Source organism: Streptomyces gelaticus, from assembly GCF_014649535.1.
GTDB classification, from domain to species: Bacteria; Actinomycetota; Actinomycetes; order Streptomycetales; family Streptomycetaceae; genus Streptomyces; species Streptomyces gelaticus.
Genome location: NZ_BMTF01000016.1, coordinates 14,525 through 36,174, shown reverse-complemented (window position 1 = coordinate 36,174; position 21,650 = coordinate 14,525). Strand labels below are relative to the sequence as shown.

21 protein-coding genes are annotated in these 21,650 nt (G+C 70.2%); 13 read left to right on the top strand and 8 right to left on the bottom strand.

The window, feature by feature from the left end; genetic code table 11:
• Positions 1–94: 94 nt before the first annotated feature.
• The 10 genes from IE107_RS22200 (at position 95) to pstB (ending at position 10,724) form a co-directional block, all read left to right on the top strand.
• Positions 95–502 (top strand): GntR family transcriptional regulator, encoded by a 408-nt coding sequence (locus IE107_RS22200; protein WP_189545597.1) that lies wholly within the window; start codon positions 95–97, stop codon positions 500–502.
• Complete coding sequence (locus IE107_RS22195; protein ID WP_189545596.1) at positions 502–1,398, top strand: ABC transporter ATP-binding protein; 897 nt, start codon at positions 502–504, stop codon at positions 1,396–1,398. The genes IE107_RS22200 and IE107_RS22195 overlap by 1 nt, the downstream gene beginning before the upstream one ends.
• Positions 1,395–2,420, top strand: coding sequence for an ABC-2 membrane transporter-related protein (locus tag IE107_RS22190; RefSeq protein ID WP_229867161.1), 1,026 nt, complete (start codon positions 1,395–1,397; stop codon positions 2,418–2,420). The genes IE107_RS22195 and IE107_RS22190 overlap by 4 nt, the downstream gene beginning before the upstream one ends.
• A gap of 270 nt (positions 2,421–2,690) precedes the next feature.
• Complete coding sequence (locus IE107_RS22185) at positions 2,691–4,946, top strand: RNA degradosome polyphosphate kinase (RefSeq protein ID WP_189545595.1); 2,256 nt, start codon at positions 2,691–2,693, stop codon at positions 4,944–4,946.
• A complete protein-coding gene (locus IE107_RS22180) occupies positions 4,933–5,928 on the top strand; it encodes a CHAD domain-containing protein (RefSeq protein WP_229867160.1) in 996 nt (331 codons plus the stop codon). Before IE107_RS22185 ends, IE107_RS22180 begins: the two co-directional genes overlap by 14 nt.
• Positions 5,929–5,963: 35 nt before the next feature.
• A complete protein-coding gene (locus IE107_RS22175) occupies positions 5,964–6,374 on the top strand; it encodes an NUDIX hydrolase (RefSeq protein ID WP_189545808.1) in 411 nt (136 codons plus the stop codon).
• A 189-nt stretch (positions 6,375–6,563) separates the two neighbouring features.
• A complete protein-coding gene (pstS, locus tag IE107_RS22170; RefSeq protein WP_189545593.1) occupies positions 6,564–7,697 on the top strand; it encodes a phosphate ABC transporter substrate-binding protein PstS in 1,134 nt (377 codons plus the stop codon).
• 145 nt (positions 7,698–7,842) lie between these two features.
• A complete protein-coding gene (gene pstC, locus IE107_RS22165; protein WP_189545592.1) occupies positions 7,843–8,838 on the top strand; it encodes a phosphate ABC transporter permease subunit PstC in 996 nt (331 codons plus the stop codon).
• A complete protein-coding gene (gene pstA, locus IE107_RS22160; protein ID WP_189545591.1) occupies positions 8,835–9,920 on the top strand; it encodes a phosphate ABC transporter permease PstA in 1,086 nt (361 codons plus the stop codon). Before pstC ends, pstA begins: the two co-directional genes overlap by 4 nt.
• 27 nt (positions 9,921–9,947) lie before the next feature.
• The gene (pstB, locus tag IE107_RS22155) at positions 9,948–10,724 is read left to right on the top strand and encodes a phosphate ABC transporter ATP-binding protein PstB (RefSeq protein WP_189545590.1); all 777 of its coding nucleotides are present in this window, start codon (positions 9,948–9,950) and stop codon (positions 10,722–10,724) included.
• Positions 10,725–10,955: 231 nt separating this feature from the next.
• Here pstB and IE107_RS22150 read toward each other — a convergent pair whose 3' ends face one another.
• Both IE107_RS22150 and IE107_RS22145 read right to left on the bottom strand, forming a co-directional pair.
• Positions 10,956–11,954 carry an inorganic phosphate transporter gene (locus IE107_RS22150; RefSeq protein ID WP_189545589.1) on the bottom strand — a complete coding sequence of 333 codons (999 nt, stop codon included), beginning with the start codon at positions 11,952–11,954 and terminating at the stop codon, positions 10,956–10,958.
• Positions 11,955–11,959: 5 nt separating this feature from the next.
• Positions 11,960–12,580, bottom strand: a complete 621-nt coding sequence (locus IE107_RS22145) for a DUF47 domain-containing protein (protein ID WP_189545588.1) — start codon at positions 12,578–12,580, stop codon at positions 11,960–11,962.
• A gap of 199 nt (positions 12,581–12,779) precedes the next feature.
• Here IE107_RS22145 and IE107_RS22140 point away from each other — a divergent pair, with 199 nt between their 5' ends.
• The gene (locus IE107_RS22140) at positions 12,780–13,130 is read left to right on the top strand and encodes a metal-sensitive transcriptional regulator (protein ID WP_093540204.1); all 351 of its coding nucleotides are present in this window, start codon (positions 12,780–12,782) and stop codon (positions 13,128–13,130) included.
• A 28-nt stretch (positions 13,131–13,158) separates the two neighbouring features.
• Here the strand turns inward: IE107_RS22140 and IE107_RS22135 are convergent, their stop codons facing one another.
• Positions 13,159–13,353, bottom strand: coding sequence for a hypothetical protein (locus IE107_RS22135; RefSeq protein ID WP_229867159.1), 195 nt, complete (start codon positions 13,351–13,353; stop codon positions 13,159–13,161).
• A gap of 131 nt (positions 13,354–13,484) precedes the next feature.
• Positions 13,485–14,393, bottom strand: coding sequence for an SCO4651 family lipoprotein (locus tag IE107_RS22130; RefSeq protein WP_189545586.1), 909 nt, complete (start codon positions 14,391–14,393; stop codon positions 13,485–13,487).
• Positions 14,394–14,526: 133 nt separating this feature from the next.
• Here IE107_RS22130 and IE107_RS22125 point away from each other — a divergent pair, with 133 nt between their 5' ends.
• Positions 14,527–14,724 carry a hypothetical protein gene (locus IE107_RS22125; RefSeq protein WP_189545816.1) on the top strand — a complete coding sequence of 66 codons (198 nt, stop codon included), beginning with the start codon at positions 14,527–14,529 and terminating at the stop codon, positions 14,722–14,724.
• Between the two features lie 93 nt (positions 14,725–14,817).
• A complete protein-coding gene (locus IE107_RS22120) occupies positions 14,818–16,446 on the top strand; it encodes an FAD-binding oxidoreductase (protein ID WP_189545585.1) in 1,629 nt (542 codons plus the stop codon).
• A gap of 45 nt (positions 16,447–16,491) precedes the next feature.
• On the opposite strand, the gene IE107_RS22115 is transcribed toward IE107_RS22120, so the two are convergent.
• From IE107_RS22115 to IE107_RS22100, 4 genes are all read right to left on the bottom strand, one after another.
• Positions 16,492–17,220, bottom strand: coding sequence for a phosphatase PAP2 family protein (locus IE107_RS22115; protein ID WP_189545584.1), 729 nt, complete (start codon positions 17,218–17,220; stop codon positions 16,492–16,494).
• 283 nt (positions 17,221–17,503) lie between these two features.
• Positions 17,504–18,496, bottom strand: coding sequence for a C40 family peptidase (locus IE107_RS22110; RefSeq protein ID WP_189545806.1), 993 nt, complete (start codon positions 18,494–18,496; stop codon positions 17,504–17,506).
• 186 nt (positions 18,497–18,682) lie between these two features.
• Entirely contained in the window at positions 18,683–19,285 is a 603-nt protein-coding gene (locus tag IE107_RS22105; RefSeq protein WP_189545583.1) for a hypothetical protein, read from the bottom strand.
• Positions 19,282–21,606, bottom strand: a complete 2,325-nt coding sequence (locus IE107_RS22100) for an alpha/beta hydrolase (protein ID WP_229867158.1) — start codon at positions 21,604–21,606, stop codon at positions 19,282–19,284. The genes IE107_RS22105 and IE107_RS22100 overlap by 4 nt, the downstream gene beginning before the upstream one ends.
• Positions 21,607–21,650 lie beyond the last annotated feature (44 nt).

Here is a 21,650-nt window from a genome sequence, read left to right as displayed (position 1 = left end):
GGAAGAGAGCCAACTCCCCCGGGGGGCGGCGTCACTTGACGTCGCCCCTGTCTTGCGCCACCCTTTCACTACTCAATTAGTGAAAGGGGTGAACATGGCAGAGTCCGCAGCGGTCGAGTACCGCATCGACCGGCGCAGCGGCGTCGCCACGTACCTCCAGATCGTCCAGCAGACCAAGCAGGCTCTCCGCCTCGGCCTGCTGGAGCCCGGCGACCGGCTGCCCACCGCGCGCGAGGTCGTCGAAGCCACCGCCATCAATCCGAACACCGTGCTGAAGGCCTACCGGGAGCTGGAGCGCGAGGGCCTCGTCGAGGCCCGGCGCGGGCTCGGCACCTTCGTCACCCGGAGCCTCGGCGGCGCGGCGGCCGCCGACGACGCACCGCTGCGCGCCGAACTGGCCGACTGGACCCGCCGGGCCCGCGCGGCCGGGCTGGAGAAGGACGACGTGAGCGCACTCTTCACCGCCGTACTGGACAGGACTTTCGAGGGGGATCGGGCCTGATGACAGGCGCTGCGATCGAGGCCACCGGCCTCGGCATGAAGTACCGGGGCAGAAGCAGGGGCTGGGCGCTGCGCGACTGCTCCTTCCGGCTGCCCGCCGGGCGGGTGTGCGCCCTCGTCGGGCCCAACGGCGCGGGCAAGTCCACTCTGCTCGCCCTCACGGCCGGTTTCCTGCGGCCGTCGGAGGGGGCGGTGCGGGTACTGGGCACGACCCCCGGCCAGGCCCGTGCCCGGGTGGCCTTCGTGGCCCAGGACAAGCCGCTGTACCCGCAGTTGACGGTCGCCACGACGCTCTGGGCGGGCGCCGAGCTGAACCCCGCGACCTGGGACCAGGACACCGCCGAACGCATCGCCGGGGAGCTCCCGCGCGACGCCGCGGTCCGTGACCTCTCCGGCGGCCAGCGCACCCGGCTCGCCCTGGCCCTGGCCCTGGGCAAGCGGCCCGAACTGCTGCTGCTGGACGAGCCGATGGCCGACCTCGACCCGCTCGCCCGCCACCAGCTGATGGGCGCCCTGATGGCGGAGGCCGCCGAGCACGCCACCACCATCGTGATGTCCTCGCACCTCCTGACCGAGCTCGAGGGCGTCTGCGACTACCTCCTGCTCGTCGACGGCGGCCGGGTCCGCCTCGGCGGCGAGACGGAGGACATCCTCGCCGCGCACACCCTGCTCACCGGTCCGGTACGGGACACCGCGCCGCACACCGTCGTCGAGTCCCGCGCCGCGGGACGGCTGCAGACCGCACTCGTACGGAGGCAGGGCCCCGTGGACACCGCCGTCTGGGAGGCCACCGAGCCTTCGCTGGAGGAACTGCTGCTGGCGCATCTGCGGTCGCCGGAGGCCCCGGCGCTGCTGACGCCGAGCGCGTCGGCCGTCGAGGAGGTGGCCGCCGCATGAGCGCGATCAGTGCCCCTTCCTCGTCGCCCGCCCCTCGCGCGACCGCCGCGCCGCGCGGCCGTCTGCGCGGCCCGGAGCGGGTCGTCGTGACTCAGCACCGATGGGCCCTGTGGGTCATGGGAGTGCTTCCCGTCCTGGCCGTCGTCTCTCTCGTCGGCGCCTGGCTGTGGACCGAGCATGTCGGGGACGCCTTCGCGGCCACGGGCTGCTCGGTCGTGCACACGACGCCGGACTGCGGTGACACGGTCAACGCATACCTCGACCGCCGGCTGTGGATGCGGGAGGTCCTCCACTGGTCCGGTCTGCTGATGACGGCCCTCCCCGCGTTCGTCGGGGTTTTCATCGCGGGGCCGGTCATCGCCCGTGAGCTGGAGAGCGGCACGTACAAGCTGGCGTGGGCACAGTCCGTGACGCCCGCCCGCTGGCTCGCCGCCAAACTCGCCGTGCCCACCGTCGTGACGCTGGCCTCCGTCTCCGTGCTGTCGGCCGTCTGCGCCTGGGCCCAGGGCCGGGCCGACAGCGCGCACCAAGGACAGGTATGGCACGAGCGCACCGTGTACGGCTCGATGGGCACCGTCCCCGTCGGCTACGCCCTGTGCATGCTGGCCCTCGGCGCACTCGTCGGCCTGGTGCTGCGGCGGACCCTCACCTCGATGGTCGTGACGGCGATCGGGTACGGCGCCCTGGTGGCGGCCTTCAACTCCGTGCGCGACAACCTGTGGCCGTCCCTGACGGACACGTTCGCGCAGGGGAGCGACCACCTGTTCCCCGACGGGGCGATCTACATCGAAACGGGCTGGCTGACCGACTCCGGCCGACGGCTGCCCCACAGCGCGTGCCTGGAGTGGAACCCCGGCTTCAAGCAGTGCCTGACCGAGAAGAACATCGACCTCCGCTACATCGACTACCACCCCGCCTCGCACTTCTGGCCCCTCCAGCTCGTCGAGACCGGCATCCTGCTCGCTCTGGCCGCGCTCGCCGTCGCTCTCGCCTTCCGGGTGCTGCGCCGCAGCCACGGCTGACGCTCCGGCCGTCCGGGCCCCTCCCGAGGGGCCCGGAATCGGCTTGTATGACCAATCCGCGCACCGCACACCGCTTCCTGCACGTCATGTCGCCGTTACCAGCCATTCAGAAGCGCTTGCGACGCTCTCAAAATGCAGCCAGCTGTGCCGACCCCCCGCATCGGGAGAAAACCCGGCGGAGACCGCACGAACGACGTCAACCGCGCGTTCCCCGCGATCTCCGCACCCTCCGACGCGCTATCCGAGCCATCCGCGCGGAAGAATAGGGCCATGAGCCAGCAGCCCAGCTCCGAGGTACCGGTCAAGTCCACCGTTCAGCCGTCGGTCGGCTCACTCGCCGCACACCGGCCGCACGCCGTCGCGGGCGCCTCGTCCAACGGCGCCGCGCTGTCGACCGCGGCCGACCTGGACCCCGATCTCGACGCCGACGTCGACGCGTACGAACCCGACGCCGACGGCGACGAACTGCCCCAGGGCCGCTTCCTGGACCGCGAGCGCAGCTGGCTCGCTTTCAACGAGCGCGTGCTCGAACTGGCCGAGGACCCGGCGACCCCCCTACTCGAACGGGCTAATTTCCTCGCCATCTTCGCGTCGAACCTGGACGAGTTCTTCATGGTCCGGGTGGCCGGTCTGAAGCGCCGCATCGCCACCGGCGTCGCCACCCGTTCCGCCTCCGGTCTCCAGCCCCGCGAGGTCCTGGACCTGATCTGGACCCGCTCGCGCGAGCTCATGGCCCGGCACGCCGCCTGTTACCAGCAGGACGTGGCTCCGGCACTCTCGGACGAGGGCATACAGCTGATCCGCTGGCCCGAACTGACCGAGAAGGAGCAGGCCCGGCTGTTCACCTTCTTCCGGCAGCGCGTCTTCCCCGTGCTGACCCCCCTCGCCGTCGACCCGGCGCACCCCTTCCCGTACATCTCGGGGCTCTCGCTCAACCTCGCCGTGGTCGTACGCAACCCGGTCAGCGGCCACCGCCACTTCGCCCGGGTCAAGGTGCCGCCGCTGCTGACCCGCTTCCTGGAGGCGTCGCCGCAGCGGTACGTGCCCATAGAGGACGTCATCGCCGCCCACCTCGAAGAGCTCTTCCCGGGCATGGAGGTCCTCGCCCACCACATGTTCCGGGTCACCAGGAACGAGGACCTGGAGGTCGAGGAGGACGACGCCGAGAATCTTCTCCAGGCCCTGGAGAAGGAGCTCATGCGGCGCCGCTTCGGCCCGCCGGTCCGCCTGGAGGTCGAGGAGTCCATCGACCCGTACGTGCTGGACCTGCTGGTACGCGAGCTGAAGGTGTCCGACGCCGAGGTCTACCCGCTGCCCGGACCGCTCGATCTGACCGGGCTCTTCGGCATAGCCTCGCTGGACCGGCCCGAGCTGAAGTTCCCCAAGTTCATCGCCGGCACCCACCGCGATCTCGCCGAGGTCGAGTCCGCCTCCGCGCCCGACATCTTCGCCGCGCTGCGCGAACGCGACGTGCTCCTGCACCACCCGTACGACTCGTTCTCCACCTCCGTCCAGGCGTTCCTGGAGCAGGCCGCCGCCGACCCCGACGTCCTGGCCATCAAGCAGACCCTGTACCGGACTTCGGGCGAATCCCCGATCGTGGAAGCCCTGATCGACGCCGCCGAGTCCGGCAAGCAGGTCCTCGTACTCGTCGAGATCAAGGCCCGCTTCGACGAGCAGGCCAACATCAAGTGGGCGCGGAAGCTGGAGGAGTCGGGCTGCCACGTCGTCTACGGCCTCGTCGGGCTCAAGACCCACTGCAAGCTCTCGCTCGTCGTCCGGCAGGAGGGCGACGCCCTGCGCCGCTACTCCCACGTCGGCACCGGCAACTACCACCCCAAGACGGCCCGGCTCTACGAGGACCTCGGCCTGCTGACCGCGGACCCGCAGGTCGGCGCGGACCTCTCCGACCTCTTCAACCGGCTCTCCGGCTACTCCCGCCGCGAGACCTACCGCCGTCTCCTGGTCGCCCCGAAATCCCTGCGGGACGGGCTGATCGCCCGGATCAACAAGGAGATCATCCACCAGCGGGCCGGGCGGACCGCCTACGTCCGCATCAAGGTCAACTCGATGGTCGACGAGGCGGTCATCGACGCCTGCTATCGGGCCGCGATGGCCGGCGTACCGGTGGACATCTGGGTACGCGGCATCTGCGCGATCCGCCCCGGTGTCGTCGGCCTCTCCGAGAACATCCGGGTCCGCTCGGTACTGGGCCGCTTCCTCGAACACTCCCGGGTCTTCGCCTTCGGCAACGGCGGCGAACCCGAAGTGTGGTTCGGCAGCGCCGACATGATGCACCGCAACCTCGACCGCCGGATCGAAGCACTGGTCCGGGTCACCGACCCCGCCCACCGCGCCGCGCTCAGCCGTCTCCTGGAGACCGGCATGGCCGACACCACCTCCTCCTGGCACCTCGGTCCCGACGGCAACTGGACCCGGCACGCCACGGACGCGGACGGCCAGCCGCTGCGGCACGTACAGGAAATGCTCATTGACGCCCGGAGGCGCCGGCGTGCGACGCCATGACCACCAGACGACGCAGGCGGACCTCACGGCAGGCGCGGTGCTCGCGCCCTACCTTCAGGAACAGGCCGCCGAATTCCTCCGCAGCCTGCGCCTGCACCGTGAGAACAGCGCCCCCACGGACGCCGGAACCCACGGAGCCGAGGAGGCCGCCGGCGCATTGCGCCGCTCCTCGCGCCGGATCGGCGGCACGCTGCACACCTTCCGGGTGGCGCTGGACGCCGCCTGGGCCGAGCAGCTCCGTACCGAACTGGCCTGGCTCTCGGGCACCCTGGCCAGGGAGCACGCCTACGCCACCCGGCTCGGCCGGCTCCTCGAAGCGCTGCACTCCCTGTCCGGCACCTCGCTGCCCACGGCCCGCAACGGGGTCGGCGCCGACCGCGCGGCCGACAAGGAGCGTGCCGCCCTCGGCGTCGGCGCGGCCCGCGCCGGAGCACTCCTCGAACGGCAGCTGACCCTCGCCCGGACCCGCGCCCACTCCGCCGCCCTCCAGGCGCTCGGCTCCTCCCGCTTCCACGCGGTGGCCGACGCCGTCGCACTGCTCGCCTCGGAGGTCCCGCTCGCCCCCGCGGCCGCGGCCCCGGCCGAGGAGATGCTGCACGGGCCCGCCGACCGGGCCGAACAGCACCTGCTGACCGCGGTGGCGGCGCTCTCCTGCGACCAGGCCGAGCCGTACAACGAGGCGCAGGACGCGCCCTGGCACCGGACCCGGCTGCTGCTGCGGCTGCACCGGTACGCCCACGAGGTGGTGCGGGGCGCCCCCGATCCGGTCCTGGCCGCGCCGGGCCGGGCGCTCGATCTGCACCGGGACGCCTCGGAGGCGGCCGCGGCGGCGGCATCGGCGGCCCGCACTCCACGCATCGCGCCCGCGACCGCGTACGCCCTGGGGGTGCTCCACGCCGACCAGCGCCATGAGGTGAAGACGGCCCGCGGCGTGTTCCGGGCAAGCTGGCCGTACACCGCCGCGGCCGTGACCGGGCCATGAGCGGGCCGGTGGGCGCCCGCGGCGGCAAGCGCGCCGTGAACGGGCCGGTGCTCGCCGCGGGGTGCGTGCTGTGGCGCCGCTCGGAGCGCTCCGGCGAGCTGGAGATCTGTCTGGTCCACCGGCCCCGTTACGACGACTGGTCGCACCCCAAGGGCAAGCTGAAGCGCGGCGAGCCGGCGCTGGACGCCGCCCGGCGCGAGGTCCTTGAAGAGACCGGCCACCACTGCACACCCGGCGCGCCGCTCCCCACGGCCCGCTATCTCGCGAACGGCCGGCCCAAGGAGGTCGCCTACTGGGCGGCCGAGGCGACCGGCGGCTCCTTCGTGCCCGGCACCGAGGTCGACCGGGTGAGCTGGCTCTCCCCGGCAGCGGCCCGTACCCGCCTCACCCAGGACCGCGACCGGGAGCTGCTGGACGCCCTGCTCGCGATACTGCCGAACGCCTGACCGACGGCCAGAACCGCGCCGTCCGACACGGTTCACCTTCCGTTCACTCTCCCCCGTAGGCCGCTTCACCTGTTCTGCCTAACTTCGGCATTACACGGTGCGCGGCGCAACGCCGGAGCACCCACCACATCGCACGCCGTCGTAGAACGAAAAAAGACCTCGGCGGCTCCTGGAAGGAACACCCGAAAAGTGAAGCTTCAGCGCAAGAACCGGCTTCGTGCCACCGCGCTCGGTGCCCTCGCCGTCTCCGGCGCCCTGGTCCTCACGGCGTGCGGTTCGGACGACAACAGCGGCTCGACCGGCGGCAACGGCGGAAAGACCAGCGCCGCGTCGAACATCAAGTGCGACGACGCCAAGGGCCAGCTGGCCGCCTCCGGCTCCAGCGCGCAGAAGAACGCCATGGACCTCTGGGCCAAGAACTACATGTCCGGCTGCTCCGGCGTCGAGATCAACTACAAGTCGTCCTCCTCCGGTGAGGGCATCGTCGCCTTCAACCAGGGCACGGTCGGCTTCGCCGGTTCCGACTCCGCGCTGAAGCCCGAAGAGGTCGCCGAGTCGAAGAAGATCTGCAAGGGCGGCCAGGGCATCAACCTCCCGATGGTCGGCGGCCCGATCGCCATCGGCTACCACCTGGAGGGTGTCGACAGCCTCACGCTGGACGCCCCCACGCTCGCCAAGATCTTCGACGGCAAGATCAAGAAGTGGAACGACCCGGCGATCGCCAAGCTCAACAGCGGCGCCAAGCTCCCGGACAAGGACATCCAGGCCTTCCACCGCTCCGAGGACTCCGGCACCACCCAGAACCTCGGCAAGTACCTCGGCGCGGCCGCCCCGAGCGACTGGAAGTACGAGGCCGAGAAGAAGTGGCCGGCCCCCGGTGGCCAGGCCGCGTCCGGCTCCGCCGGTGTCGCCGCCCAGGTGAAGCAGGTCGACGGCTCGATCGGATACTTCGAGCTCAGCTACGCCACCTCGCAGTCCATCTCCACCGTGGACATCGACACCGGTGGCGCCGCCCCGGTCAAGGCCACCTCGGAGAACGCCTCCAAGGCCATCGCCGCCGCCAAGATCAAGGGCACCGGCAAGGACCTGGCGCTGGACCTCGACTACACCACCAAGGCCGAGGGTGCCTACCCGATCGTCCTGGTGACGTACGAGATCGTCTGCGACAAGGGCAACAAGGCCGAGACCCTGCCCACGGTCAAGTCCTTCCTGAACTACACCGCCAGTGACGAGGGCCAGAAGCTCCTCTCCGACGCCGGCTACGCGCCGATCCCGGCCGAGATCAACAGCAAGGTCCGCGAGACCATCGCCTCCCTCTCGTAACCCGGGACGCGCAAGCACCACCAGCAACTCCAGCAACATCCGGCGGACCGGTCCGGTGCACCCCTCCGGACCGGTCCGCCACCACCCATCCGGTGCACCGCCGCCAGGGGAGCCAGACCGCTCCCCCACACAGACCGGAAAGACCATGGCTTCCACCACACCGATAGACAAGCCGCCGGCGCCGCCGGTGGCGCTCAAGCGCGCCGGGACCAAGTCCGGCCGCGTGGGCGACAAGGTCTTCCTGGGCCTCTCCAGGGGCTCGGGCATTCTGCTGCTCGTGATCATGGCCTCGATCGCCGTGTTCCTGACCTACCGCGCCTCGATCGCCATCTCCAAGAACGAAGGCAACTTCCTCACCACCTTCGACTGGAACCCGGCCGGCGACCCGCCGGTCTTCGGCATCGCGGTCCTCCTCTTCGGCACGATCGTCAGCTCGGTCGTCGCGATGGCCATCGCCGTCCCGGTCGCCGTCGGCATCGCCCTGTTCATCTCGCACTACGCGCCGCGCAAGCTGGCCGCGCCCCTCGCGTACGTCGTCGATCTGCTCGCCGCAGTGCCGAGCATCGTGTACGGCATCTGGGGCGCCCTCGTCCTGGTCCCGTACCTGGAGGGCCCGAACCTCTGGCTCGACCAGTTCTTCGGCTGGACGTACCTCTTCGACAAGACCGAGGTCGGCGTCGCCCGCTCGCTCTTCACCGTCGGCATCCTGCTCGCGATCATGATCCTGCCGATCGTGACCAGCGTCAGCCGCGAGGTCTTCCTCCAGGTCCCGAGGATGAACGAGGAAGCCGCCCTCGCCCTGGGCGCCACCCGCTGGGAAGTCATCCGCCTCTCGGTGCTCCCCTTCGGCCGCTCCGGCGTGATCTCCGCCTCGATGCTCGGCCTGGGCCGCGCGCTCGGCGAGACGATGGCCGTCGCCACGGTCCTGTCGCCGAGCTTCATCATCTCCGGGCACCTGCTCAACCCGGGCGGCGGCACCTTCGCCCAGAACATCGCCGCGAAGTTCGACGAGGCCAACGAGTACGGGCGCGACGCCCTGATCGCCTCGGGCCTGGTGCTCTTCATCCTCACCCTGCTGGTCAACGGCGCGGCCCGGCTGATCATCGCCCGCCGCAAGGAATACTCGGGGGCCAACGCATGAGCCAGGCAGCCAACACCGGCATACAGGAACGCCCTGCCCCGATGTCACCCGCACGCACGACGAGCCTGAGCACCAAGGCGCTGCCCCGCTGGGCCCCCTTCGCCTTCGCGGCCGTCGCGATCGCGCTGGGCGTGGGCACCGGTATCGCGGCGGGCTGGCAGAGCCGCACCCAGTGGGGGCTGGTCTCCGCCCTCCTCTTCGTCGTCATCTCGTACGTCACGACCTCGGTCGTCGAGAACCGCCGCCAGGCCAAGGACCGGCTCGCCACCAGCATCGTCTGGGTCTGTTTCCTGCTGGCCGTCGTGCCGCTCGCCTCGCTGCTGTGGACGACGATCAGCCGCGGCATGGAGCGCCTGGACGGCTACTTCCTGACCCACTCGATGGCCGGCGTGCTCGGCTCCGAGGCGACCGGCGGTGTCTACCACGCACTGATCGGAACGCTGGAGCAGGTCGGCATCGCCACCCTGATCGCCGCCCCGATCGGCATGCTGACCGCCGTCTACCTGGTGGAGTACGGCAAGGGCGCCCTGGCCAAGGCCGTGACCTTCTTCGTCGACGTCATGACGGGCATCCCGTCCATCGTCGCCGGTCTCTTCATCCTGTCGATCATGCTGATGACGAAGACCCAGCCGTCCGGTCTGATGGGTGCGCTCGCGCTCACGATCCTGATGATGCCGGTCGTGGTCCGCTCCACCGAGGAGATGCTCAAGCTCGTCCCGAACGAGCTCCGCGAGGCATCGCTCGCCCTCGGCGTCCCGAAATGGCGCACCATCCTGAAGGTGGTCCTCCCGACCGCGATAGGCGGCATCACCACCGGTGTGATGCTCGCGATCGCCCGCATCGCCGGTGAGACCGCGCCGATCATGCTGCTGGTCTTCGGCAGCCAGTTGATCAACACCAACCCGTTCCAAGGTGCGCAGTCCTCGCTCCCCTTCTACATCTGGGAGCAGTACAAGGTCGGTACCGACCAGTCGTACGACCGTGCCTGGGCCGCCGCGCTGGTGCTGATCGCCTTCGTCATGATCCTCAACCTGGTGGCCCGCGGCATCGCCCGCTGGAAGGCCCCGAAGACCGGCCGCTGACGCGGCACGAAAGAAGCAGTGATTCAGATGGCCAAGCGCATCGACGTCAGCGGCCTGTCCGCCTACTACGGCTCCCACCTCGCCATCGAGGACATCTCGATGACCGTGGAGCCCCGCTCCGTGACCGCCTTCATCGGCCCGTCCGGCTGCGGCAAGTCCACCTTCCTGCGCACCCTGAACCGCATGCACGAGGTCACTCCCGGTGGCCGCGTCGAGGGCAAGGTGCTGCTGGACGACGAGAACCTGTACGGGGCGAACGTCGACCCGGTCACCGTGCGCCGCACGGTCGGCATGGTCTTCCAGCGTCCGAACCCGTTCCCGACCATGTCGATCTTCGACAACGTCGCGGCCGGCCTCAAGCTGAACGGCTCGTACAAGAAGAACGAGCTGCCCGACATCGTCGAGAAGTCGCTGCGCGGCGCCAACCTCTGGAACGAGGTCAAGGACCGGCTGAACAAGCCCGGCTCCGGTCTCTCCGGCGGTCAGCAGCAGCGCCTGTGCATCGCCCGCGCGATCGCGGTCGAGCCGGAGGTCCTGCTGATGGACGAGCCGTGCTCGGCCCTGGACCCGATCTCCACCCTCGCCATCGAGGACCTGATCGGCGAGCTGAAGGAGCGCTTCACGATCGTCATCGTGACGCACAACATGCAGCAGGCGGCCCGGGTCTCGGACCGCACGGCGTTCTTCAACCTCGCGGCGGTCGGCAAGCCCGGCAAGCTCATCGAGATCGACGAGACCGAGCGCATCTTCTCCAACCCGTCCGTCCAGGCCACCGAGGACTACATCTCGGGACGCTTCGGATAGACCGGTCCCCCGGCAACGGAGCCGACGTGGGCCGGGGGCGTGGGTGGTTGCGCCCGGTGGTGTGTCTCCACCGGCGAACCGTCTCACCCCTCCGGCGAACCGGCCCCGTCCCCAGGACTGCCTTGAGGTGCTGCATGGCGGTGCCACCGCAAGGCGAAGGGGCCGCCCCCGCTCCCCGCGAAGGGAGTGGGGGCGGCCCCGTTTCCGTACCGCCGCGATCGCGGCGGGCCGTCAGCCGAAGAGCAGGACCACGACCCCGTAGCTCGCGGCGGCGACCAGCGCCGCGGCCGGCATCGTGATGAACCAGCCCAGGATGATGTTCTTGGCGACGCCCCAGCGCACGGCGTTCACCCGCTTCGTGGCGCCCGCACCCATGATGGCGGAGGTGATCACATGCGTCGTGGAGATCGGCGCGTGGAACAGGAACGCCGAGCCGAACATGATCGACGCACCGGTCGTCTCCGCCGCGAACCCCTGTGGCGGGTCCAGCTCGATGATCTTCCGGCCGAGCGTCCGCATGATGCGCCAGCCGCCCGCGTACGTACCCAGCGAGAGCATCAGCGCGCAGACCAGCTTCACCCAGACCGGGATCGGGTCGCTCGGGCTCTCGACATCGGCGATGACCAGCGCCATCACCACGATGCCCATGGTCTTCTGCGCGTCCTGGAGGCCGTGGCCGAGCGCCATGCCCGCCGCCGAGACCGTCTGCGCTATCCGGAAGCCGCGCTTGGCCTTGTGCGGGTTGGCCTTCCGGAACATCCACATGATCACGACCATCACCAGATAGCCGACGACCAGTCCTATGACCGGCGAGACGAACATCGGGATGACGACCTTGTCGAGCACCCCGTCCCAGTGCACCAGCGTCCCGCCGGCCAGCGCCGCGCCGACCATGCCGCCGAACAGGGCGTGCGAGGACGAGGACGGCAGGCCGAAGTACCAGGTGACGAGATTCCAGATGATCGCGCCGACGAGCGCGGCGAAGAGGATTCCCATCCCCTTGGCGCCCTCGGGCGTCGCGATCAGCCCCTCACTGACGGTCTTGGCGACCCCACTGCCCAGGAACGCACCCGCGAGGTTCATCACCGCGGCCATCGCCAGCGCCGCTCGGGGGGTGAGCGCCCGGGTGGAGACGGAGGTGGCGATGGCGTTCGCCGAGTCGTGGAAGCCGTTCGTATACGTGAAGCCGAGCGCGACACCGATGGTCACGATCAGCGCAAAGGTGTCCACGTGGTTCAGGACTCCTTGACCGCGATGGTCTCCACCGTGTTGGCGACGTGCTCGAACGCGTCGGCCGCCTCTTCCAGCACGTCCACGATCTGCTTGAGCTTCAGCACCTCGATGGCGTCGTACTTGCCGTTGAAGAGATGGGCGAGCAGCTTGCGGTGGATCTGGTCGGCCTGGTTCTCCAGGCGGTTGACCTCGATCCAGTACTCGGTGAGGTTGTCCATCGTCCGCAGCCCCGGCATCGCCTCGGCGGTCAGCTCGGCCGCGCGGGCCAGGACCTCGATCTGCTGGGCAATGCCCTGGGGAAGTTCCTCGACCTGATACAGCACGACCAGGTCGACGGCCTCCTCCATGAAGTCCATGATGTCGTCGAGCGACGACGCGAGGTTGTAAATGTCCTCACGGTCGAACGGCGTAATGAAAGAGGAGTTCAGCTGGTGGAAGATCGCGTGGGTGGCATCGTCCCCCGCGTGCTCCGCTGCCCGCATGCGCTCCGCGATCTCGACTCGGGAGGCAGAGTCCGCCCCGAGCAGTTCCATCAGGAGTTTCGAGCCCGTGACGATGTTGTCCGCGGACGCGGAGAACATGTCGTAGAAGCTCGTCTCCCTGGGGGTCAGACGAAAGCGCACGGGGGGTCCTCGGGGTGCTTTGGATTGGACAGGCTGATGCTAGGCGCATCATCCGGCCACGGCTAACCGGCGTTCTTCAGTGTCGCGCATCGGGCACAGTGATCAGCACGGACCCCCGGTCACGTTTCAGCTGAATTCGTTAGGATATACCCACCAGGGGTATATAGAGCCAAGGGTAAAGGGAAAACGGGAGGCAGTAATGACCACCACCGAGACCGCCGGGACCACCACGGAGACGGAATCCACCGTCACCGATCACGACCGGGGCATACACGGTTATCACCATCAGAAGGCCGAGCACCTCAAGCGGCTGCGCCGGATCGAGGGCCAGATCCGCGGCCTCCAGCGCATGGTCGACGAGGACGTCTACTGCATCGACATACTGACCCAGGTCTCGGCGTCCACGAAGGCGCTCCAGTCGTTCGCCCTCCAGCTGCTGGAGGAGCATCTGCGGCACTGCGTCGCGGATGCGGCGGTCAAGGGCGGCGAGGAGATCGATGCCAAGGTCGAGGAAGCCACGAAGGCGATCGCCCGGCTGCTCCGCACCTGATGGCGGGGCTCGGGCCGAGGCGCCGCGCTCACCCCCGGTGGTCGCCCTGCCGGGGGACGGTGGTCCGCTCGGTGATCACCCGGACATCGAGCACCTCGTCGATACGGTCCGCGCTGAGCCGTTCCCCGATCGCGGCCGACGCGGCGATCATCAGCTCACCGCAGAGCTCGATCTCGGCGAGGGCCACATGGTCGGATACGGTCCGCGCGCTGAGCGTCACCACGTCACTCACCTCTCCTGCCGTCGCCGGCTTCCTAGCGTAAGGAGCGGAGCACACGCCGCGCATGGCACGGACGGACCATTTCGCCGCCGCCGGCATGCCTATGCCTCCGCCCGCACCCCTCTGCCCCTCGGTCATCGCTGTCGGATCCGCCCCGTGTAGATGTCGCGGTCGTCCGGCAGCCGCACGGAGACCGGCACCCCGAACCCGTACAGCAATGTGGTCGACACCACTTCCACCGCCCGCCCCTCGTTGGCGAAGCTGAACCGGTGGCGCACCTTGCGCAGCCGCCCCCGCTCGTCGAGGTACGCGTCGAACGGCACCGTGTCCGTGCGGAACCCTTTCGCTGCCGCGTCCAGTGCCCCGCGCGATCCGGGCGCGGCCTCACGCGCGGCCAGCCCGATGTCCGCCGTCCCCCGGTAGTGCCGCACGGGGACCCCGGCGAGCACGGTCTCCTCCACGTACGTCACCTGCCGGGCCCCGCGCAGCAGTTCGGCGGCGGTCATCGGATCGGTCACCCCGCCGCTGACGAGGTTGCCGTCCTCCAGGGCCGTCGTGTCGACCCTGACCCATTTGTCCGCGGGCACTCCGGCGCCGCGGTTCATCATGTAGAGCGCGCCGGGGGCCAGCAGTTCGGTGATGGGGCGGTGCTCGTCCTCACCGGCGGCGTCCTTGGGCACCACGACCGTGAGGCGGCCCCTGCAGTGGCGGAAGTCGTACGAGCCCCGGCCCCTGACGGTCACCCGCGTCCCGCCTGCCGCGGTCTCCAGCGACGTACGCACCTCGGCGGTCCCGGCGACGGCCCCGGAGGCGGGGGCGATCCCGGCCACCGCCGTTCCGGTCCCGCTCACCGTCCCCGCGAGCACCGCGGCCGCGCGGTGCACCGCGTCGAGGGCGTCGGCCCCGCCCCGATCACCGGCCACGGCACGGTCACCGCCGCCACCACTGCCCGAACATCCGGCGGTCGCCGCCATCACGCCCACCACGGCAAGGGCGCAGACAGCGCGAGCCCCGCCTTTGGCCCTGTGCTGCCGCACCACCATCGCCTGCCAACCCCCAACGCCGTAACGCCTGCCCGAGAGGCCCATCCGTTCCGCATAACGACGCCCCGTGTCCACCGTCACGCCACCCCCGTCCGCCACACCGCCGAGTGGCCCTGCCCAGTAACGTGGACGGGTGCATGACCGACACACCGACGGGGTCCCGCCGACCGCCGCCATCGCGTCCGAGCCCGCCACCGCCGGGCACGAACCCACCACCGTGGAGCGCGGCTCCTTCTGCACCGCACGCTGTTCCTGCGGCTGGTACGGCCCGGCCCGCCGCTCCAGGGACCGGGCGCGTACGGACGCCGCGGAGCACCGCGCGGCACCCTGACCACTACCGGCCGATCACCCGCACCGGCCCCTTCGCACCCCGGCCTCCGCCACCCCCACCGTCCGGCCCTCAGCGCCAAGACTCGGAGATCCGATGAACCCGCCGACCCAGCCCGCCCGGCGCAGTCTGCTCACCGCGGGCGCCGCGGCAGCACTCACCGGCGTCACCATCGCCGCCTGCAGCAAGACTTCCGCCGCGTCGGACGGTGCCGGGAGCACCGCCGGCACGGGAGGCACCGGGAGTACCGGGAGCTCTCCCGCCCCTTCGTCCGCATCGGCCCCGCCGAAGCACGCCCCGGCCGGGCCGGCGGACTGGTCCGCCGTGGCCAGGAGCCTCGACGGCAGCGTCATACGGCCCCAGGACGCCTCCTATCCGACCGCCCGTCAGCTCTACAACACCCGCTTCGACCGCCTGAAACCCGCAGCCGTCGCCTATGTGCGGCACGCGGCGGACATCCGCGAGTGCCTGTCCTTCGCCCGCCGCACGGGCACCCCCGTGTCCATCCGCAGCGGCGGCCACTCGTACGCGGGCTGGTCGAGCGGCAACGGGCACCTCGTCCTTGACGTCTCGTCACTGTCCCGCGTCCGGTCGAACGGCACGATCGGCGCGGGCGCCAAGCTCATCGATGTCTACCAGGGCCTCGTCCGCAGCGGCCTGACGATCCCCGGCGGCTCCTGCCCCACCGTCGGTATCTCCGGCCTCACCCTCGGCGGCGGACACGGCGTCGCCTCCCGCGCGTACGGGCTGACCTGCGACAGCCTGACCGCGGCGACCGTCGTCACGGCCGACGGCAAGACCCTCACCGTGGACGCCAAGCACCACCCGGACCTCTTCTGGGCGCTGCGCGGCGCGGGCAACGGCAACTTCGGCGTGGTCACCGAGCTGACGTTCCGCACCCGCCCGGCCCCGCGGAGCGTCACCGCGTACATGTCGTGGCCGTGGTCCCGCGCCCGGTCCGTGGTGACGGCCTGGCAGAAGTGGGGCCCGTCCCAGCCCGACGAGATCTGGTCCTCCCTGCACCTCGCCGCCGGCCCCGGAGGCAGCAGACCGAACGTCTCGGTCGCCGCGTTCAGCCTCGGTACGTACGGCGACCTGCAGAACGCCGTCGACCGCCTCGCCGACCGGATCGGTGCCCCCGCTTCCTCCGTCTCGCTGCGCCGCCGCAGCTACCAGGAGGCGATGCTGGTGTACGCGGGCTGCTCGGGCATCACCGACGCGCAGTGCCATCTGCCGGGGACGACGCCCGGCCGCACCCCTCAGGGCACGCTCCGGCGCGAGACGTACGCCGCCGCCTCCGACTTCTTCGACCGCTCCCTGTCCCCGGCGGGGGTGCAGGCCCTGCTCGCCCGGACCGAGGCGTTCACCCGGATTCCGGTGACGCGGGGCGGCGGTGGCGGCTCCATCTCGCTCACCGCGCTAGGCGGGGCGATCAACCGGGTCTCCCCGCAGTCGACGGCCTTCGTCCACCGCGGCTCGCGGATGCTCGCGCAGTACATCGGTTCCTGGAAACCCGGCACGGCGGGCAGCGCCCAGCAGGACTGGCTGAAAGACACTCATGCGGCGATGCGCCGGTACGCGTCCGGAGCGGCGTACCAGAACTACACCGACCCGGCGCTGACCGACTGGCGCCGGGCCTACTACGGCTCGGCGGCCGACCGCCTCGCCAAGCTGAAGAAGCAGTACGACCCGGAGCGCCTCTTCGCCTTCCCGCAGGCGCTCTGACGTACGGCCGCGCCCTGCGGCAACCCGGCCCCGCGGGGCCGGGTCCTACGCGGCCAGATCCTTCTCGCCGTCGCCGCCGGTGCCCGGACGCGGCTCGGGGATCCCGAACGCCCCGGCCCGGCTCCCGGCCGCCGCCACCGGCACCGGCCGGCGCGACCGTACGAGCCGGCCGAACCGGTCCGACCGCGAGACGGCCGCCACCAGCGGGGTCAGCAGCATCATCGCCAGCGGGGCGAGCAGCAGGGCGATGGCCGTGCCGAGCGCGAATCCTCCGACGACGTCGGTCGGGTAGTGGACGCCCATGTAGACCCGGCAGAAGCCCTCCAGGAGGGCGAGCCCGATCGCGGCGAGGCCGAACTTCCGGTTGGCCACGAAAAGTCCGACGGCCAGGGCCATCGCCATCGTGGCGTGGTCGCTCACGAAGGAGAAGTCGGTCTTCCCCGCCACCAGGACGTCCAGCCCCTGGTGGTCCTTGAACGGGCGGGGGCGCTCCACGAATCCGCGGATCGGAATGTTGATCAGGAGCGCGATCCCGGCGGCGAGCGGCGCCCAGACGATCCCGGCGACCGCCGTCACCGAGTCGTCGGCCGTGCCGCGCCGGCGCACGCTCCACCAGCACCACAGGACCACCAGGACCATGCCGAGCATGATTCCGTACTCACCGACGAACTCCATGACCCGGTCGAACCAGGTGGGAGCGGACTTCGCGAGTCCATTGATGTCGTAGAGCAGGCTGACGTCGGGGTTCGACCCATCCAGTGCGAGTCCAGCCATCTGCTGCGGCCCCTTGCCTTGTCTGCTGCCGCGGGCACACCGGTGTGCACCGCTATGACGAACCCCCGTGTCGGTCCGATCACTGCGTGGATCACTGCTGCGTAAGTCGGTGCCGCGTCGCATGGTCGATGCGCCGTCGTCCCGGTCCACCCAGGGAACGACGTCTCCTGTGTGTGCGTTCCACTCTCCACCGAATGATCACCATGACGTTATCGAAGAGAGACTCGTCGTCGCAGCTCAGGGCCCAGGCTTCACGGAGAGTTCCGGCCACCGCCACCATGTGTCAGGCCGCCGGACGGTTTGTCGGAAGGGCCGCGGCGCCGTCCTTGGTCACGCGCGTCGCGCCGAAGTAGTCAGGCGTGTCGATCTTGTCGAACCGGATCACGGCCCCGGTGTACGGAGCGTTGATCATGTACCCGCCGCCGACATAGAGCCCCACGTGATGGATGGCCCGCGAGTTGGTCAGGTCGTTCGAGAAGAACACGAGGTCGCCCGGGAGCAGCTCGTCCCGCGAGGGGTGCGGGCCGGCGTTGTACTGATCGTTCGCCACCCGGGGCAGTTCGATGTCCACGGTCCGGTACGCGGCCTGGGTCAGCCCCGAGCAGTCGAACCGCCCGTTCTGCTCGGGCGTGCCGTTCCCGCCCCAGAGGTACGGCGTACCGAGCTTCTTCTGCGCGAAGTAGATCGCCCCGGCCGCCTGCTCCGAGGGCTGTACGCGGCCTACGGGCCTGGCGAAGCTCTTCTCCAGGGAGCGGATGATGGTGACGTAGTTCTGCGTCTCCGAGATGTCCGGAACCCCACCGGCCCGGATCACCCGGTACGCGCCGGCGTTGTAGGCGGCCAGCATGTTGTCCGTCTGATCCCCCGGCACCTTCTTCACATACCCGGCCAGTTCGCAGTCGTACGAGGCGGCGGACGGGATCGCGTCGGCCGGATCCCATACGTCCCGGTCGCCGTCCTGGTCCCCGTCGATGCCGTGTCCGGCCCAGGTGCCCGGGATGAACTGGGCGATGCCCTGCGCGGCGGCGGGGCTCTCGGCCCGGGGGTTCCACCCGCTCTCCTGGTAGAGCTGGGCGGCCAGCAGGGCAGGGTTGATGGCGGGGCAGAGATTGCCCCACTTCTGCACCAGCGACTGGTACTTCGCGGGCACGGCCCCCTTGGCCAGCGCGACGGCGCCGCCGCCGGACCCCGCAAGTCCGGCGGCGGCGGAATACGTACCGACGACGAGCAGCGCCACGAAGCACATGGCCACGCCTACACCGATGCCACCGACCACCCAGAATTTCCGCACCCCTCAACCATCCCCTATCGGGGACGTGTTCATGGGCGTTTTCGAGGGTGTGTACGAGTCTTCCGGGTCATCGGGGCTCATCGACCGGTCAATCCGGCGCACGGAACCGTCTGCCCGGCGCACCGGGTGCACCGGCCGGATCAACCGGCGCACCCGGCCCACGAGTGACCGTCAGGAAGCCCCGGCGGACCAGTGGTCGGAGCGGACGTTGGGGCTCGGCAGCGGATAGACGCCCTTGTACGCCGGCCCGTTCGGCTTGGACACGGACTCGGCGACCTTCGACTCCTTCACGCAGGGGGTGTCCGCCTCGAAGAAGACCTGCCCCTTGGCGCGCACGCTCACGCTGATGCCGAAGCCGTCCTTCGTCACCGCGTAGACCGCCGGGAACTCCGCGTCCTTGTTCTTCGCCCTGATGCGGTAGTCGCTCGTCCGCCAGAACTCCTCGACCTGGTCCAGGAAGGCCTGCCTGCGCTCCGCGGACACGATGGTCATGACGGTGCGCCTGCGTGTCACGTCGCAACTGCCCTTGGTCGTCGGGCCGTGCGCCCACTGCACCTCGGGGTCGATCTTCTTCAGTACGTCGTCGAGCATGCCGTCGGCCCGCTCGGCGGCCTCCTGCATGTCCATGTTGTTCCCCTTGGTGCCTTCGGAGCGCGCGCTTCTGGTGGCCGTGGTGTTCGCGTCGGCCCCCGGGTGCGCCTTCTCGCTGCCGCAGGCGGACAGCGTGAAGCCGACGGCCAGGGCCACCGCGACGATCTGGAACCTTCGGCTCATCGGTATTCCTCCATCTTGAGCCGGTCGGAGTGCCCCGACACGATAAGAGCAATGCTGTCGGCGGACACGGCGTCCCGTGACGGGGTGAAGTAGTTGGAGTGCGAATCGAAGCTCATGGGCTTGCCCGGATCAACCGGGAACCGCGTGGCCCCGAACGCCTTGCTCGCCGGGTCCTTGCCGAACCAGAGGTCGTCGTCGCCCGGGTCGGCCAGGTCGCCGGCGATGTAGGAGCCGGCCGGTCCGCCCAGGACCATCCCGATCGCGCCCACGACCACCTGCGTCTTGGACGGGAGCTTGGTCACCGGGTCGTTCTCGGCGGCGCCGACGAAGACGTGCCCGGCACCGACGCCGAGGTCCACGGCACGGTCCACGCCCACGCCGGGGCTGCCGACCAGGATGATGTCGTCCACCCCCGGAATCCCGCCGGGGCGCTGGGTCGCGGCACCGACGGCGCGCGAGCCGTAGGAGTGCCCGATGGCCGTGATGTGCGGGTCCTTGTTCTGGTTGGTCGCGACGATACCGCTCATGAAGTCGTTGTACGCCGCGCCGCCCTTCTCCGCCCGCGCGGTACCGGCGACGGCCAGGCTGTGCAGCCCGTCCGGCGTCTGCGGGGCGTCGTACCCGAGCCAGACGATCGCCGCGCTGGACGGGTCGTACCCCTGGGCGCCGATCGCCGTGTCACGGGCCCGCTTGAGGCCGCTCTTCGCGAACTCCTCGTCGAGGGCGGTGTTCAGCCCCGGCACGTAGGCCGACACGTTCTTCGAGGTGTCGGGGTTCCCGTAGGAGACGATCGCCCGGCCGTTGCCCTCGTCGCTGATGCCGATGAGGTACATCGGGGGCTGGCTGCCCTCCTTCAGCTGCCGGTCGATCTCCCGCAGTCCGGCCAGCTGCTCCTGCGACTTCTTGTCGGTCTGGCCCTCCAGCTTCGAGATCAGATTCGGCAGGTTGCGGCGGTTGGCCGTGTCCCGGTCCGCCACCGGAATCCCGTCCAGGCTGCCGATCTGGTCCGGGGAGAGCTCCAGGTACCGGTCACGCTGCTCCTGGGTCAGCCCGTCCCACCAGGCCTTGCGGCCGGCCGCGCTGGAGCCGCGCGGGATGCGGTCGTTGAGGTACTGCCGCTCCCCGTCGCGTACCGCCGACTCGACGCGGGTGCCGGAGCCCGGCAGCCCGGTAAGGGCGCTGCCGCCTCCGCCGGACCCCTTGGTCATGTCCCAGGCGGCGGCCACGTACTTGCCCTTGTCCCACTTGTCGCCGGCCTTGTTGGCGGCCTGTGCGTACTGGTCGACGACGTTCCTGGCGGTGTCGACGGGGTGCGCGATGGTGTCGATGGCCCCGGTGACGTCGCCCAGAAGACCGTCGTCGCCGACGACGCCGGAGAGGAAGTTGCCTTCCGGACGGGGGGTGGAGTCCGTGATCGGAGTTTGTCTACCCGCGTTGACCCCTGTAGAAGAACCACCGGTTCCATCCGAACCACCAGCACCGCCGGCACCACCGGCACCACCGGCACCACCCGAGGCGTCGGCTCCTCCGGAGCCACTACCGCCGGAACCACTGCCTCCGGAGCCGCTGCCCCCGGAACCGCTACCGCCGGAACCACTGCCACCGGAGCCGCTGCCACCGGTCGCGTCCGCCCCGCCGGAGCCCGTCCCACCGGTCACGGTCGCGCCTTCGGACCCGGCGCCACCGGAGTCGACGCCCCCCTTCCCGCCGCCGGTCCCGTTCCCGTTGCCGTTGTCACCACCGGCGATGGCTCCGGGCGGCGGGCAGGCGCTTCCGGTCAGCTGACAGATGGCGTTGCGAAGTTGGCCGGAAACCTGCCCACCGATCCCCGTGGCCACGAGCCCACCGATGAGGGCCACGACCACGAGGATCATGCCCAGGTATTCCATCGCGGTCTGACCGTTGTCCCGGCGCCACTTGATCACCCGCTTGAGGACGCCGAACGGCTGGTGCTCGACGCGCTGTTCGGCGGTGAGCCGGAACCAGGCGCGCGAACTGGACCGGGACAGCAGGACGATGACGGCGACGGGCAGCACCAGCTGCGTCACGCCGCGGCCGTTGTCCGCGTCGTTCAGCGTCGCCAGCGCTCCGAGCGTGAGCCAGGCATGCACGGCCAGGAGCCCGCGCCAGATCCAGACACCACCGGTCCGCAGGTACAGCGACAGCACGAACCCGGTGATCCCGGGAAGCGACGCGTACAGCACCATGCCCAGCAACCGGCCGTCCACCGCGTCGACGGACGAGGCCACGACCAGCACGTCGAACGCACCGACGACCGTGAGGACGAAGAGCAATCGGACGAGAATCAGTACCGCCTGCAAGGGGCGTGACAGTGGTTGTCTACCCGGAGGGACCTCGGCGGCGC